The organism is Streptomyces sp. NPDC001880, from assembly GCF_053594575.1.
In genome coordinates this window covers 1-14284 of record NZ_JBSFET010000118.1, presented here as the reverse complement: position 1 = coordinate 14284, position 14284 = coordinate 1, and the positions used below count along the sequence as shown (strand labels likewise).

14 protein-coding genes and 2 pseudogenes are annotated in these 14284 nt (G+C 66.7%); 5 read left to right on the top strand and 11 right to left on the bottom strand.

Annotated elements, in window-relative coordinates:
* Positions 1-454 precede the first annotated feature (454 nt).
* The 4 genes from ACWCQ6_RS32585 to ACWCQ6_RS32570 form a co-directional block, all read right to left on the bottom strand.
* Positions 455-976: a pyridoxamine 5'-phosphate oxidase family protein gene (locus ACWCQ6_RS32585; protein WP_081235495.1), complete on the bottom strand. Its 522-nt coding sequence runs from the start codon at positions 974-976 to the stop codon at positions 455-457.
* Positions 977-1478: 502 nt separating this feature from the next.
* Positions 1479-3098 carry a hypothetical protein gene (locus tag ACWCQ6_RS32580; protein ID WP_451095399.1) on the bottom strand — a complete coding sequence of 540 codons (1620 nt, stop codon included), beginning with the start codon at positions 3096-3098 and terminating at the stop codon, positions 1479-1481.
* Positions 3095-3424: a helix-turn-helix domain-containing protein gene (locus tag ACWCQ6_RS32575; RefSeq protein WP_451095397.1), complete on the bottom strand. Its 330-nt coding sequence runs from the start codon at positions 3422-3424 to the stop codon at positions 3095-3097. The genes ACWCQ6_RS32580 and ACWCQ6_RS32575 overlap by 4 nt, the downstream gene beginning before the upstream one ends.
* The gene (locus ACWCQ6_RS32570; RefSeq protein WP_451095395.1) at positions 3421-4500 is read right to left on the bottom strand and encodes a tyrosine-type recombinase/integrase; all 1080 of its coding nucleotides are present in this window, start codon (positions 4498-4500) and stop codon (positions 3421-3423) included. Before ACWCQ6_RS32570 ends, ACWCQ6_RS32575 begins: the two co-directional genes overlap by 4 nt.
* A 185-nt stretch (positions 4501-4685) precedes the next feature.
* Here ACWCQ6_RS32570 and ACWCQ6_RS32565 point away from each other — a divergent pair.
* Positions 4686-4957, top strand: a pseudogene (locus ACWCQ6_RS32565) (Tn3 family transposase); the annotation flags it as partial.
* Positions 4958-5073: 116 nt separating this feature from the next.
* Here the strand turns inward: ACWCQ6_RS32565 and ACWCQ6_RS32560 are convergent.
* Positions 5074-5673 (bottom strand): TetR/AcrR family transcriptional regulator, encoded by a 600-nt coding sequence (locus tag ACWCQ6_RS32560; RefSeq protein WP_451095393.1) that lies wholly within the window; start codon positions 5671-5673, stop codon positions 5074-5076.
* A 115-nt stretch (positions 5674-5788) separates the two neighbouring features.
* Between ACWCQ6_RS32560 and ACWCQ6_RS32555 the strand changes: the two genes are divergently transcribed.
* Positions 5789-6610 carry an SDR family NAD(P)-dependent oxidoreductase gene (locus ACWCQ6_RS32555; protein WP_451095391.1) on the top strand — a complete coding sequence of 274 codons (822 nt, stop codon included), beginning with the start codon at positions 5789-5791 and terminating at the stop codon, positions 6608-6610.
* 461 nt (positions 6611-7071) lie between these two features.
* Here ACWCQ6_RS32555 and ACWCQ6_RS32550 read toward each other — a convergent pair whose 3' ends face one another.
* Entirely contained in the window at positions 7072-7527 is a 456-nt protein-coding gene (locus ACWCQ6_RS32550; protein ID WP_451095388.1) for a peptidoglycan-binding domain-containing protein, read from the bottom strand.
* 363 nt (positions 7528-7890) lie between these two features.
* On the opposite strand from ACWCQ6_RS32550, the gene ACWCQ6_RS32545 reads away from it, so the two are divergent.
* Positions 7891-8649, top strand: a complete 759-nt coding sequence (locus ACWCQ6_RS32545) for a MerR family transcriptional regulator (RefSeq protein WP_451095385.1) — start codon at positions 7891-7893, stop codon at positions 8647-8649.
* A 357-nt stretch (positions 8650-9006) separates the two neighbouring features.
* On the opposite strand, the gene ACWCQ6_RS32540 is transcribed toward ACWCQ6_RS32545, so the two are convergent.
* Positions 9007-9306 carry a hypothetical protein gene (locus ACWCQ6_RS32540; RefSeq protein WP_451095383.1) on the bottom strand — a complete coding sequence of 100 codons (300 nt, stop codon included), beginning with the start codon at positions 9304-9306 and terminating at the stop codon, positions 9007-9009.
* 285 nt (positions 9307-9591) lie between these two features.
* A complete protein-coding gene (locus ACWCQ6_RS32535) occupies positions 9592-10944 on the bottom strand; it encodes an MFS transporter (RefSeq protein ID WP_451095401.1) in 1353 nt (450 codons plus the stop codon).
* Between the two features lie 1292 nt (positions 10945-12236).
* On the opposite strand from ACWCQ6_RS32535, the gene ACWCQ6_RS32530 reads away from it, so the two are divergent.
* On the top strand, positions 12237-12707 hold the full coding sequence (locus tag ACWCQ6_RS32530) for a hypothetical protein (RefSeq protein ID WP_451095381.1): 471 nt from the start codon (positions 12237-12239) through the stop codon (positions 12705-12707).
* A 19-nt stretch (positions 12708-12726) separates the two neighbouring features.
* On the opposite strand, the gene ACWCQ6_RS32525 is transcribed toward ACWCQ6_RS32530, so the two are convergent.
* Genes ACWCQ6_RS32525 through ACWCQ6_RS32515 form a run of 3 tightly spaced genes read right to left on the bottom strand, consistent with a single transcriptional unit; the run spans position 12727 to position 13558 of the window.
* Entirely contained in the window at positions 12727-12882 is a 156-nt protein-coding gene (locus ACWCQ6_RS32525) for a hypothetical protein (protein ID WP_451095403.1), read from the bottom strand.
* Between the two features lie 22 nt (positions 12883-12904).
* A complete protein-coding gene (locus ACWCQ6_RS32520) occupies positions 12905-13072 on the bottom strand; it encodes a hypothetical protein (protein ID WP_451095379.1) in 168 nt (55 codons plus the stop codon).
* 6 nt (positions 13073-13078) lie between these two features.
* The gene (locus ACWCQ6_RS32515; protein ID WP_451095377.1) at positions 13079-13558 is read right to left on the bottom strand and encodes a WapI family immunity protein; all 480 of its coding nucleotides are present in this window, start codon (positions 13556-13558) and stop codon (positions 13079-13081) included.
* Positions 13559-13743: 185 nt separating this feature from the next.
* Between ACWCQ6_RS32515 and ACWCQ6_RS32510 the strand changes: the two are divergent.
* A pseudogene (locus tag ACWCQ6_RS32510) lies at positions 13744-13927 on the top strand (Tn3 family transposase); the annotation flags it as partial.
* Positions 13928-14284 lie beyond the last annotated feature (357 nt).

Genomic DNA, 14284 nt, shown 5'->3' with positions numbered 1-14284 from the left:
CACCCGCCACTCGTCCAACGGGGCACACACGGTGACAGACACCGGTCCCCCTGCGAGGAATACAGGCCACCCGATTAACGGCGCTTACCAATCTCAGACCCCGGGAGTCCCGTGAGTTCACGCAAGCTGAAGGGTTCTCGGTGGGAACTCAAGGGTCCGTCGTCGTGCTCTGCGGAGTTGCTTCCGTGGGTTCGGGGCCAACTCGCGACCTTGCCGTTCCTGGTCCCCTGGACCGGCAAGACGCCGAGCGGCCCCCTGCTCGAACGCAGCGAAGCGGAGTTGAGAGCTTGGGGAAGGGTTGAGAGCTTGGGGGCGGGGCAGCCTCGGGTCGCTGCTGTACCGGCGGGCGCTGGGCGAGGCCGTCGCCACGGCGCTGGCGGTACGCGACGGCGCGCCGTCGACCGGCCCCGCACCCACGTACGCGCAGGTGCAGGCCCTCGTCGACGGCCCGGCGTCACGTGCCGGTGAGCTTGTCGAGGTCGGGGGCGTAGACGGTCATCCAGTGCGGGTTCAGCCGGTAGTAGACGACCTCGCGGTTCCAGTCGAAGGCGTCGTCGTCGCCGTAGAAGTCCTTCAAGTAGGCGAGGAGTTCCTGCCAGTCGGCCGTGGTCTCGGCGTCCTCGGGGTTCAGCTCCTCCACCGTGCCGTGGGTGAACACGCCGAGGTCCTCGCCGCGCATGTGCGCGACGCTGGCGGCCGGACGGGCCGCGAGATGACGGGCCTTGGCGGCGTTGCGCGCCGTGCCGAAGTGCCACCGGCCGTGCAGGAAGTGCCCGTCGGCGCCGCTGATCCGCGGTTCGCCCTTTGCGGTCACCGTGGAGAGGGCGAGCGTGCACATGCCGGTGAGGACCCCGGTGAGCTGCGCCGCCGTGATGGTGCGGCCCTCGACGATCGAGCGGAGGTGTGCGGTCGAGCCGGAGAGGGAGGAGTCGAGGAGGGACTGGAGCTTGTTGAGTTCTTCTGGGGTTTCGCGCATACGTCCATCGTCGGCCGTAAACCCGACACCCTCTGTCGTCATTGATGAAGCAGCGGTGAGGTTGCTCCGCGCGGGTTGCGCTCGGTGCTGCGTGGATGGCAACAGGTGGGGGACGAACGCCGGGACATGTTCATGTATTCGCGGTTGATTGACGAGCTGTGATGCCGTTGGTCCTGCTGTCAGGCCGCACGACGCGGTGTTCCCTTGAACTGATTGAGCAGCCATGATGTGCCGCCGTGACGGATTTCGTGGTTCCTCTCGCCATCGCAGTGATCGGGTTAGTGGCAACCGGCTTGGGAGCGGTTGTTGGGGCGCGGGCAGCTAAGTTCGGCGCGGAAAAGAACGCCGAAGCCGTCCGGCGGCAAGTACAGGACCAAGGTGCCGTCGAGCACGGTCACTGGATGCGCCAAGAACGCCTCAACACCTACGAGAGCTTTCTTGAAGCCTGGGATGAGTGCCTGCGCCTCTCCCAAGGATCTACTGACGCCGACTCCAAGTCGCGTCAATCCGAGCCAAGTTCTTTTCCCGAGGGCGATGCCGAGTGCTCGGCTGCCTGTTCCAGTAGTGCCCGTGCGGAGTCCGCGTAGCGCATCGCGGTCTTCTCGTCGAGCCCGAACACCTCGGCGAGGTGAAGCGGATCGGGCCCGTGGGTCAGGGCCTCTTCGAGCTGCCGGTCGACGCGGAGGCGCTCCAGCGTCGCGTCCTGGCTGCGCATCGAGGCGCTGATCCAGTGGTTGCTGGCGCGGCTGGTCTTGGTGGCGGTCTGGTTGTTGATCAGCAGATGGAGGTTCGCGGTGCTCGGCCACCGGTTTCGACGGTGCTCCAGCCAGTCCAGCAGCAGTTTCAGGGTGAGGTCGTCGAGCGGGCGGACGCGTCCGGCGATGGTCAGCCGTCGGTTGCCGAGGTCGACGTCGTCGAGCATGAGCATGCCGATCTGGGCGACCCGGGCGGCGTGCACCGCGGCGAGGGCGAGGATGCGTCGTGTTGCCGGGGTGGTGGCCGCCGCGACGGACCGGCCGACCTGGGCGGGGGCCAGCGGCTGGAGCACGCCGTACTCGTACTGGCCGACCTTGATCCGGCTGGTCGGGTTGCGGAAAAGCAGCCCATTCCGCTTGGCCCAGGTGAACAGCGAGCGCAGGGCCACGAGTTGGTCACGCCGGTGGTGGCCGTGCAGTGTCTTGATGTAGGTCCGGACGTCGTCGCAGGTCACTTCCCGAAGGTGGTCGTAGCGGTCCGACCATTCCTGCAGCGCCGGCCGGACACGGTTGAGGTAGAGCCAGACCGTGCCTTCCCGTCGCGGGAGGCTGCGGGGGCCACCGTCACGCAGGACGCGGGTCCAGCGCTCGGCCTCCGAGCGGATGCCGGGTGCGAGACTCTTCAGACGCTCGGCGAGCCAGCCCTCGAAGGAGGGTTCGCTGTCGTCCTCGAAGATCCCCATCTCCTCCAGGACCGTGACGACGTGGCCGACCGGGAGGTCGCGGGACCGGAGCGGGGTGAAGCTCTCGCTGTGCCGGATGGCGTCGCCCTCGACGTACCCGGTGAGGACAAGGGCCAGGCCGCGGTTGACGGCGAAGCGGATGTTGCGTCCCCAGCCCCGTGCCTCGGCGAACCGGTGAGCGAGGTACTTCGCCCAGGTCAGCCAGGGGCTGGTCAAGTCGACGCCGGAGGGGTCGAGGCGGCCGTAGTCGCGCGGGACCTGTCCGAACAGCGGCAGCTGTCTCCAGTCGGCATTCGGCCGCCAGGCCGGCGCGGGCGGCGGCTTGCGAGGGGCGCCCCGCCGTCCGCCGCGCCGCCGAGGGGCGGGTGCCGATCCGTTGCGGTGGTGCATGCCCATGAAGAACAGTTGATGGTGCCGGACCGCGTTGAGGCGCGCCCTCACATCGGCCTCCGCGGCCAGCTGGTCGACAGCGGCCTGGGCCCCCAACCGGGCCTGGCACCAGCACAGACGACAGAAATCCCACTTCAGCGGCTGGACACGGCGGCAGCCGGTGCAGACGGCCGTCGCGTGGCTGCGGCCGAACATGTAGCAGGTCGGGCAGAGTCGTCCGCTGAAGTCGCCCCAGGCCAGGCAGCCGTCGCAGGAGTCGGTGGGCTTGTAGTAGGCCTTCGGATACCGGCTCATGCAGGCGGCAGCGACCAGCCGTCGCGACGCTTGGGCACCACCGCTGGAACCGGTGCGGCGGCACCGACAGCGGTCTGGGTGATGTTCTCCTCGCCGGGGCGGGTGACCTTCTGCGGTTCCGGGATCAGCAGGTCGCCGATTTCGCAGCCCAGCACGACGCAGATGACGTCCAGGTCGTCCAGCTTGAGGGAGACCGGCTGGCCGGACCACAGCCCGGACATCTTTCCGGCCGAGATCACCAGGCCGTGCTCGGCCAGGCTCCGCTGGAGCTCGGATGCCTTCCAGATACCCTTGTTCGCGGCGGTCAGCCGCAGGTTCCACCTCATCGGGCCAGTCCTTCCAGCCGCTTCGCGGCCCGTTCCATCCCGGCGACCCAGGCGTCCTCGACCCGGGTCTGCTGCACGTGGATATACCGCATCGTGGTGGCAATCCAGGAATGTCCCAAAACCTCCTGGATCGCGAGCAAGTCCAGCCCATTCCCATAGAGCTGGGACGCGCAGAAATGCCGCAGGACGTGCGGCGTCAACCTGTCCGTCCAGCCCGGCAGATGAGCCTCGACGGCGTTGTCGAGACCGTTGCGCAGGGCGTCGTCGCCGACCCGGCGTGCGGAACCGTCGGTGTTCTTCCGCTCACTCGGGAACAGCGGGGCACCGGGCCGTGTGTGATCGTCGTCGAACTGACCCCACACGTCCTCGATGAACCACCGCAGCGTCCGGTCGGCACCGTTGATCAGCGGCACCATCCGCTCACGCGGCCCCGAGCCGCGGGCGCCCTTGCCGTGGCGGACGTGGAGCTTGCCGAAGCGGCCCAGGTCCCACTTGATGTCGTCCAGGTCGAGGCCGCATGCCTCGCTCACCCGCAGGCCGACCTGGGACATCAGCTTCGAGGCGGTGTAGTTCCGGGCGGTCGGGGCGAACTTCCTGCAGGTCGCCAGCTCGCCACCCCAGCCCGTGAACAGCGCCCCGACCTCCGGCTCGCTCGGCGGGATCCGCAACTGTGCATCCTTGGCCCCGCGCGGCCGGTTCATCTCGTCGATCGGGCACTCGACCACCCGGCCGGTCATCCGGTGGATCTCGACCTTGTGCCGCAGCTCCAGGAACATGAAGTACGTACTCAGCGCCTGTGACCGGCCCAGCCGGGTGCCGCTGGGCGAGTGCCGCAGTACCTTCCCGAAGTACGCATCCGCGTCGGCGGGCTCCATGTCCCACAACGGTCGGCCGAACCAGGACCTGATCTGATCCAGGTGACCGACGTCCCCGCGAATGGTGCCGTCCGCCAGCCCTGCCGAGGCCCGCGCGAGAACGAACCCTGACAGCACGTCGGTCTCGAACCGCTCCAGTTCCTCCGCCGACGCGGGCGCCCAGTGCTCACGCAGGTCCCGTACGACTGCCAGCGCCGCCAACCCGAGCCTCCTCGCCTTCGGCCCGACTGCGGATCGGTCGGACAAGGTGAGAACGCTTCAAGAATTCCGAAGTTACGTCAGGAGCCCGCAGAGCACACGAAGGAGGAAGAACCCCCCGGCCACGGGCCCAGGGAGTCAGCAGAGCTCAGGGGAACTCACGGGATGTCGCACACTAGTTCGGATAGGACCAGCTCGGCGCGCTCGGCCTGGTCCTCAACGCCATCGTGCTCTGGACCACCGGTACATCAACGCCGCCGTCACCCAGCTCCAGGCCGAGGGCCACGAGCTCCGGGACGAGGACATCGCCCGCCTTCCTCCGCTCAAGCACCGCAACCTGAACCTGCTCGGCCGCTACAGCTTCACCGTCTCCACTCCGGCCGCCGGCGCCCTGCGTCCGCTGCGTGACCCGGACGCGCCAGAGCTGGACGAGGATGAGGACGAGTCGGCGGCCGACTGAAGCAGGATCGTCAGCCTGCGGGCGCCAGCGCGGCGTCGTACTGCTCGACGGCCCAGGGCAGCACCACACAGAACAGCAGACCGGGCCGAGTTCTGCGGGTGTGGATCCGCTCCTGTTCAGGGGCCGAAAGCTCTGAGGGTCGCGTCGACAAGTGAGTCGGCGTATGCGGCGGTCAGCGGACCGCTGCGGTGCAGCCACCGCTGGAAGAGGGGGGCGTAGAGCACTTCGAGGACCAGGTCGAGGTCGGCGTCGGCGCCGAGTTGGCCGACTTCCTGGGCGCTGCGCAAGCGTGCTTTCTTCGCTTCTTCCAGCGGCTGAGCCAGCTTCTCGCGGTACTCGGCCGCCAGCGCGGCATCGTTGGTGATCTCGGTGTTGAGGGCCCGGATCAGCCTGTCGAAGGACGGGTCGGCGAACTCCTCCGTCGTGGCACGCATGACAAACTTGAGGTCTGTCCGAAGGTCGCCCGTGTCCGGCAGCGCGACCGACTGTCCGTCCGCATCCTCACTCAGAGCCAGAAGGGCGGCGAAGACGACCGCGCTCTTCGACGGCCACCGCCGATAGATCGTCTGTTTGCCGACGCCGGCACGGGCAGCGATGGCTTCGACAGTGACCTTCTCGTACGCCTCCTCTGCTACCAGGGCGCGGGCAGCCGCGAAGATTGCCTGCCGCGAACGTTCCTTGCGCCGGGAGTGGTCCGGCCCCTTCTTGTTGGACATGCGTTCAGCCTACCCCCAAACGAAACGAGACGATCCGTATTGATGGACTTCGAGTGATGCCTTAGGCTCAAAACGAATCGAGACGAACCGTTTTCTTTACTGAGGGTGAGGCGCCGTGGGGAATACAAGAGTCTGGCTCATCACCGGTGCATCCCGCGGCCTGGGCAGAGCTTTCGCCGAGGCCGCCTTGGCGGGCGGCGACCGAGTAGTGGCTGCCGCCCGCAACGTCGGGCCCCTGGAGGAACTGACCGAGAAGTACCCCGGCCACCTGGTCCCGCTTTCGCTGGATGTCGCCGACCGTCAGGGCGTGTTCGACGGGGTGGAGCGGGCGGCAGCTGCGTTCGGCAGACTGGACGTTGTCGTCAACAACGCAGGCGGGATGCTCTACGGCATGGTGGAGGAAGCCACGGAGGAACAGATCCGAGCGCATATGGATGTGAACTTCTTCGGCGCTGTGTGGGTGGCTCAGGCGGTCCTTCCTCACTTGCGCACCCAAGGCGGGGGACGGCTCCTCCAGGTCACCTCGATGGGCAGCGGCGGCGGCATGGCCACAGTCGGCTTCTACGGCGCAGGCAAGGCCGCACTGGATTCGGTCAGCGAGGCACTGGCGATGGAGGTCGAAGGGTTCGGCGTCAAGGTCACCAACGTGCAGATGGGCGGCTACAACACCGGCCTGTTCACCGTCGGCACCACGACCACCGAACCCCTGGCGCAGTATCAGCCCCTGCGCACCGAGATGGAGGCGATGTGGGGCGACGCCGTCGGCCCGGAGCCGGAAACCGCTGCCCCGGTCATCATGGAACTGGCCGCACTGCCGGACCCGCCCCGACGGCTGATAGTCGGCAACCAGTCCTTTGATCACGTCTTGGCGATGGGCCAGGCCCGAGCGGATCTGTACCGGTCCTGGGAGCACCTCAGCCGTATCGCCCCTGGCTGACCGAGGTCCCACGCCACGACATTCCTGTCCCTGCCCCGCTGCGCAGTCGCCGGGACGGGCGTGTACCGAGAAGCACGCGGTACCGGTACCGGCAGGAACCGACGGAGTCGACCACGGAGCAGGCTGCCCCGCCGGTCTGGGAGCGCTGTTCGGCCGCGCAGAATTCGAACGCCCACGTAAACGCTTTCTGTTCGCCTGACCAGGTGTCACCAAGGCCTCGCCGCCCGGTCCACGCCGACCGACGGGACGTCACCGGGTTCAACGGCCGCCCCGACCCCGGGGCGGTCAACGCCCCTGTGCTGGCTCCGGATGCCGCCACCCGCCCAGGAAGCTACTGGCGGGTTACTTGTCACCTGGCTCGCCGCTCGTCAACGGCACCCCGTGTGGGGCTGGTCCGGCCTCAGTGCGGCCGGACCAGCCCCGACTGTCCTCACGCTGTCAGGGCCCCTCCGCCCCTGACATCAGTCCATGGGCAGCTGGTTGGCCCAGGCCGCGAACGCGGCCCTGGTCCCCGATCCGGCGATGCCGTCGATGGCCCCGGAATAGAACCCGGCGTTCTTCAGGAACTGCTGGAGGGCCTTGATCGTTCCGGATCCGACAATGCCGTCGATGGCCCCGGTGTAGCCGTAGGAGCGCAGTTCCCGCTGCATGGCCTTCCAGCTTTCGGTCCCGAGGAGGCCGTCGATCGCGCCCGTGTAGACCCCGGCGTAGTAGCGGAGATAGAACTGAACTCGCTTCGCCTGCGAGGTGCTCAGCCCGAGGTTGACGACCTCGGTGATCGCGGCCGGCCCGGAGACCACGGTCTGGCGTCTCTCCGGCGTTGCCGCAACAGCGGTTCCGGACGCTGCCAGGCTCCCGGCGGCGATCCCGAGCAGAGCCGTGAAGCTCGCGAGCGCCCTCACCTTGTTCGATCGCATGTCGTGCCCTTCCGTGACAACCCGCTGGGCGGGTGACTTGTCTGGACGCGGACCACGGTGGCACGGGCTCCGCCGCGTTCAGGCGGGAACGCCGACGGATGGCCGGTAACGCACCGGTGGCTCTGTTCACGAGAGACGACAGCGTTTCTACGGGGATTCGGGAGGCACCGGGGCCCTGGGCAGGGTCCGTATGTTCACGAGTTTCGGCAGCGGGCAAAGGCCGTTCCGCCTGGTGTGTAGACCGTGACTGTTCGATTGCGAGGATCTTGGGTCTCGGGGTTGAAGTTGCCGTTGCGGCAGCTCCTACCGTCGTGACCAGGGCCGGAGACACCGGCCCGGCGACACACACGTGCAGGAGCGGTGATGGACTGGCCGATTGCGGAGGTGGCCCGGATGTCGGGCGTCACCGCCCGGACACTGCGCCACTACGACGAGACAGGCCTGCTTCCGCCGGCCCGGATCGGCGCCAATGGGCATCGCTACTACGAGGAGCACCAGCTCCTGAGGCTGCAACAGATCCTCGTGTTGCGGGCGCTGGGCGTCGGGCTGCCGGAGATCGGCCGAATCCTGTCTGAGCAGGTCGACGAGGTGGATGCCCTGCGGGGCCACCACCAGCGCCTCCTCGTGGAACGGGACCGACTCGACGTACTGGCCGGCACCGTTTCCCGCACGATCGCCGAACTGGAGCAGTCCAGAAAGGACGGCAACCACATGACCATCAACAGACCGGAGAACCTCTTCGAGGGCGTGACCCCCTCCCAGTACGAGGACAACATGCGCGACTTCCCCGAACTCGCCGAAGAGGTCGCACGACGCGCCGTCACGATGAGCCAGGCCGATGCCGACACCGCGCACCGTGAGCGCACCGCGCAGATGATCCGGCTGGCTGAACTCATGGCCGCAGGGCATCCGGCCGACGCCGACCCGGTCCAGGCCGAAATCGACGCCCAGTACCGGGCACTGACCGAACTGCGCACTGTCTCCGCCGAGGAGTACCGGGCCATCGGACGCTCCATCGTCGACAACGAGACGTGGCGCGCCGCGTACGAGGCCATCGTTCCTGGCCTGGCCGCGTACCAGCGCGACGCCATCGAGGCCTACGCCACCACCCGGCTGAGCTGAGACGCGGCGCAACCGCCATCGATGGAGGACCGCGATGGCGGCTGCGCCGCGTCACGGCGGGCCAGCGATGTTCGATCCCGAGGACCGGCTGCGGCCGCCTCAACAGGGTGCTGCCCGTTCTCATGAACAACGACTTCCCTCACGAAAGACCGCCTCCCAACGAGCTGAACAATCGCTGTCGGAAGTCGTGAACAAAGCCAGAGAACGGCGGTTTTTGACGGATGCAGAGCGGCCCTGGTGCCGTTCCGCGCTGCAGCGAGGGCCTGCGCAACCCCTGAGCCACTTGTCACCTGGTTCGCCACTCGTTACGACACCCCAAGTGGGCGGATGTCCTGTCGCATTCAAGCTGGCCGATTCTTACTCGATCTCATTCGGGTTGGCGGATTCTTGCCGACCGGGCTCTGAGCGACGAATCCGCGCAACGCCCTCGTCCAGGTCAACTCCAAGTGGCGCCCCCTCTCCGATCCGGACGTTCTTGCGGAACCTCTCCTGCTCCATCGCCTGCTTCACCGCCTGCGCGGCTGGAGAGAACCCCTCCACCAGCGCAGAAGTACGCCCCTTCGTCTTGCGGTAATAGATCCACCCACGGCGCTCCGCCCACAGCAAAGCGCGATCCACCAAAAACAGGCAGACACCGGCGGCGACGCCGACTGTCACCACAATCACAGTGCTTCTCATACCGCTGAAACGCAGCAACCCCCTACCGCGTTCCACGCTCCAGCAGTGCGGCGAGCGCAACTTCCGTGAAAGCCAAGTCGTTTGAGAATGCCGAGGGCCATCGCTCTCAAGCAACGTGGCAACCCGGCAGGTCAACAGTTTGCTGTCTGTCAAATGCACTGCGACAGGACACGAGCACAGGGCCCGTAGAGGGCGTTGACCAGCAAGTCCCGCCGGGGTGCGCCGCCCCGGCAGTCGGGGCGGCGCACCCCGGCGGGGCGAAGGTCACCCGGCCTGTTCCTGCAGGTCCGCTGTGGAAACGGGCGCGGGCATGCGCCAGGCCACGACCGCACCGGTCACGAGCCCCACGGCGGCCAGCAGGGTGGCAACCAGGAACGGATCGAGGGAGTGCAGGGTCGGGGCGAACCCGATCCCGACGCAGACTGCTACCCCGGTCGCACCGCCCAGCTGGTCAGCCGCGCGCTGGACGCCCGAGGCGATCCCTGCGTCGTCCTCGGTGACGCCGCTGACTGCGACGTACTGCAGCCCCACGATGCCGAACCCCATCCCGGCCGCGATCAGGAGCATGGCCGGGATCAACGCAACCCCGCCTGCCTGCAGGGCCGAGGCCAGCGCGATCACGACCATCGCGGCCGCGGTGAACCCGATGCCGGCAAGCACACACGCGCGTGCTCCCCAGCGGCTCAGCAGACCAGGCACGAGCAGGGAGAACACGATCAGCGAGACCGCCAGAGGCAGCATCGTCAGGCCCGCGCCCAACGGGCCGATGCCCAACCGGTCCTGCAGATAGAAGGTGAACAGCAGGAACGAGGTCGACAACCCCCCGCTCAGCAGCATCGTGGTCAGGTTGGCCGCCACACGCGTACGGTTGGCGAAGAAGCGCAGCGGCAACAGCGGGTTACGCGAGCGTGCCTCGACACGCACGAACCCGGCCCCGGCGGCCACCGCCCCGGCCAGCGCCCCTGGGACCATCCATGCAGGTGTTCCGGGTTCGCCGGCCTCGACCACACCGAAGATGAACAGCAGCGGGCAGGCGGTCAGCAGCAGCGCGCCGTGAAGGTCAAGCGGCGGGGCGTCCTTGGCCACGGGCCGGTCGCCCTCGACCAGGAAGACGGCTGCCAGCAGCACGACCAGGATGAACGGAACCGGGACCAGGAAGATCCACCGCCACCCCAGGTGGGCGGTGATGATTCCGGACAGGACGAATCCGAGCACGAGACCACAGCTGGCCACCGCCGCCCACACGCTCAGGGCCCGCGACCGACGCGGGCCCTCGGGGAACATCAGGACGATGGTGGCCATCGCGGCAGGCAGCGCGATGGCCTCACCGGCGCCCTGCAGCAGGCGCGCGACCACCAGCAAGGAAAACGTGGGGGTCAGGCCTGCCAACAGGGACGCGGCGCCGAACAGGCCGGTGCCGAGCAGCAGCACGCACCGCCGCCCGAGCAGGTCGCCCAGCCGGCCACCGAGCATCAGCACCCCGCCACCGGTGACCGTGTACCCGACCACGACCCAGGTCAGAGCGTGCCCGTCGATGTCGAAGGCGGCGCCGATCGAGGGCAGGGCGATGTTGACCACGGTCACGTCGACCGCGATGAAGAACTGCAGCATGGACACCGCGCACAGCACCAGCCATGCGCGTGCAGGGGACGGGGTGTGCCTGCGGAAAGAAAGGATGCCTGAGAACATCAGGTGCTCCGTCGCTCAGAAGAATTTCTGAGCAGCACGAACGTGCCGCTCCGGTCTGATCACGAAGCGGTTGGACGTCCAGGAGGAGTGTGAGTCGAACGTCCCGCCGCTAGCGGGACGTCCTGGTCACTGCGGCGCAAGCGGCCGCGCACGAAGCGGCAGACATGCCGTGAACGCTACCAGGGAGGAGACACACGGGTCAGGTACCGGCCTACCGTCTCATGTCTTCACTCGTAAGCCCGTTCACCAAAGTTTCCTGGGCACGGGGAGCTCGTCGTCGCGGACACAATCCGGGAATTGCTTCCGCCTTCTGGGAGGCTGTCCGACTAACTGCGGCTGTTCCGTACGGAGATACGGGCGCTTCGGGCTGCCTGCGTCGTCGGCTCGCCCGGTCGTGGGACGGCGGTTGGGACATGTCCGGGACAGGGCGAATCCCTGGTCACTCCTGGCGGTGTTCGTCCAGAGTGGGCGGCAGGCAAGGGGTTGCACCAGTACAACCACGTTCCCTGGCGCGCTCAGGGATGCTCCGTACTGTCAGAAGGAGACTCACGCCATGCGTAAACGCACTGCCGTTCTGGGTGCTTTCGGCGCCGCCGCTGTCGCGCTAGCCGTCTCGACCAGTGCCCAGGCCGCCACATGGACGCCCACAGAGGCCACCCAGCACGCCAATATCCGAGAGTGCTACCGCGCCACTTGTGCGCCAACCGGCGTCATTTTCCCAGGGATGGGCGTCTGGTGGTCGCACTATGCGTACAACGACGCGCACAACAAGTGGTACTACGTCAGAAACGATAACGGTAACACAGGCTGGGTGTATTGCGGGAACATCACCGCAGGCTGCTAAGGATCCCACGCAACGGCTCCACCGTCGGACTGTGGCGGTGGAGCTCAGGATCGCGTACAGCGAAGAATCGGACCACGGTCCGGATCGAGACTCTGTCGGCTGGACACCGACCAGGAAACGCTGGCCGAACACATCGAAACTGACACCAAGCCGGAGAGCATTGGCGCTCGTCAGTGGCGCCTTGACCACTTGGCCGACTATGGGCGAGCCCTGCCCTGGCTCCGTCGGGAGGCCCAGGTGATGGACACCACTGGTGTTCGCATAGCGGAGATCATTATGCAGAGGGTTCAAACCGGCTGATCGATCTAGGCCGTCTCTTTCGAATCACCAACCGGCATACTGGGCGCCATCCAAAATACGGCCGGAAGCAGATAGCATGAAATCTGACATATTTCGCATCAGTGCAAGCCTTGCAGCTGCCACCGTGGCGGCACTCGCCCCGTCCTCTTGCGGGGCAGGCAAACCCGTCGTCACTCCAAAGGCCGTAACTCATTCCGAATTGGTCGGCCGATGGGACGGGGAGCAGAAATGCGGATCGCCGATAGTTCGACTACGTGACGATTACACTTTTTCCAGCAAAGACTTTCCAGTCGAGTGGGACGGCCCCGTGCCGGAGGCGCAGGTGACACGCCGTTCATCCGACGGGAAATGGCATGGGGTCAACAAAGACCCTGGCCTGTCGCCCTATCTGGTACTTAGGTTCAAGAATCACAACGACATCCAGATTTTGCAATTCTTTTTGGAGCATGGAGAGCTACAGATGGATGGGACTGTCCACGCGGACGGTGGGGACCCCTATCCCTACCCATGTCACTACAAACGCACTTCTGTCGACCCTGAGGCCTGAGGGCTGCGTGATGTCGCGATCAATCGACTGCTCGTAAGAGGTCTTCGAGCCAGATCATCGAGGCACGGAGTTCGAGGCCGGCGAGGCAGCTCTCGGGCATCTTGTCGAATCGTGTGGCGATGCCGCGCCAGTCCTTCAGTCGGTTGATCAAGCGCTCAACGGTGTAGTTCGTCACGACCCCGGCCTACGCGCCACGGCTACGGGCGCGTCGCAAGGTCGAGAACGCCCTCGCCACCGACGCCGCCGACAACGGCTGGGCGCGCGAATTCGAGCGCCACCACTGCACCGCCGGCCGCATCGAGAAACTCCTGAACGACCTCGGCCAGCCCCTCGAAGACCCGACCGACACCCTGGAGAAGGGTCACCGCTGATCAGCGAGTCGGGAAGGAAGCCAGAGCAAGGTCCCATTGGTCAGCTGCGTGAAGCAGTGCATCCGTATCCACCCGCACCTCCACGACGTACTGGTAGATGTCCGCCCCGTCATCGCCCTGCCATGGCGGGGCCGCCTCCAAGGACAGGTGAACGTGAATCACCGCCCCACTGTCGCTCCGATCGGCGAGGCTAACAGCCAGGACCGGCTCGACGAACCACGTGTCCGGGGACAACCAGCCTTCGGCATCAGGTCCGGTCACAGCCACCGTCCCAGCGGCCACCGCGCGCAACCAAGCGGACACCTCACGGGCTTCACCGGTCAGCAGACATGGATCGGCAAAGGACCAGCTGCCCTCGGGAGTCGTCACCGCCCCACCGACGACCAGCCAGTTGTCGTCGTATGAGTCACCCCGAACCTCGGAGAACTGATACCGCAGCAGGCTGAGCTCGACACTGCTCGCATGATCGCTCAAAAGCACTGCCACAGGATGTCACGGGGCTCTCCCGGCGCTGCAGAGCGCGGTGATCGCCCTTAATGCGCACCCCCAGGTCCAGCCGCCCGCCGAGCCGTCACCGGCCAGCTGAGACGGACTGGCCGCATTCGACCAACTCTTCAACGCTCTGAAGGACGCAAGGGTGATCGACTTGCACTGTCCACATAAACTCCGGCATGGTGTTCGGCCTGTTCAAGATCCCCAGCTACAACTTCCCCCGGCCGCGACCTGGACGACCAGCGGTTCTGGCGGGCCACCATGCCCGGCATCGGGACCGGCAGCTACGGCGCGCTGGAAGACCTGGCCCGCAACCGCGTGAACCTGAACAAGGTGATCACGCACTGGCCGGACATACCGCCCAGGTCCTGGCCGTCGGCGCCCGCGGCCGCTGCGTGATCCGGACGCGCCGGAGCCGGACGAGGACGACGACGGCAGCGAGGACTGAGTCGACGCTTCCGGAGGTCGGCGGCCCGGCCTTCGAGTAAGGGGCCTCGGGGAACTCGGTGGTCCTGGCGAACTGGCACTTCTCCCAGGCGGACTGGCGAGAAGCCCCCAGCGGGTTCGGATGTGAGTAGTTGCGGTACAAGAAGGTGCCGCTGAGATTGGTCATGGTCGGCTAACTTGATCTTTAACCAGTACGGCGTGGTCGTGGGGTCGTTGGCTTCTTCTGTCTCGTGCCTGTTCTGCCGGTGGTGTGCACGTCGTGGCGTG

What these genes read in the sequence shown, in the direction of transcription:
- ACWCQ6_RS32585 (WP_081235495.1), bottom strand. Translation starts at nt 976, where the DNA reads ATGCGCGAAACCCCAGAAGAACTCAACAAGCTCCAGTCCCTCCTCGAC.
- ACWCQ6_RS32580 (WP_451095399.1), bottom strand. Translation starts at nt 3,098, where the DNA reads ATGAGCCGGTATCCGAAGGCCTACTACAAGCCCACCGACTCCTGCGAC.
- ACWCQ6_RS32575 (WP_451095397.1), bottom strand. Translation starts at nt 3,424, where the DNA reads ATGAGGTGGAACCTGCGGCTGACCGCCGCGAACAAGGGTATCTGGAAG.
- ACWCQ6_RS32560 (WP_451095393.1), bottom strand. Translation starts at nt 5,673, where the DNA reads ATGTCCAACAAGAAGGGGCCGGACCACTCCCGGCGCAAGGAACGTTCG.
- ACWCQ6_RS32550 (WP_451095388.1), bottom strand. Translation starts at nt 7,527, where the DNA reads ATGCGATCGAACAAGGTGAGGGCGCTCGCGAGCTTCACGGCTCTGCTC.
- ACWCQ6_RS32545 (WP_451095385.1), top strand. Translation starts at nt 7,891, where the DNA reads ATGGACTGGCCGATTGCGGAGGTGGCCCGGATGTCGGGCGTCACCGCC.
- ACWCQ6_RS32530 (WP_451095381.1), top strand. Translation starts at nt 12,237, where the DNA reads ATGAAATCTGACATATTTCGCATCAGTGCAAGCCTTGCAGCTGCCACC.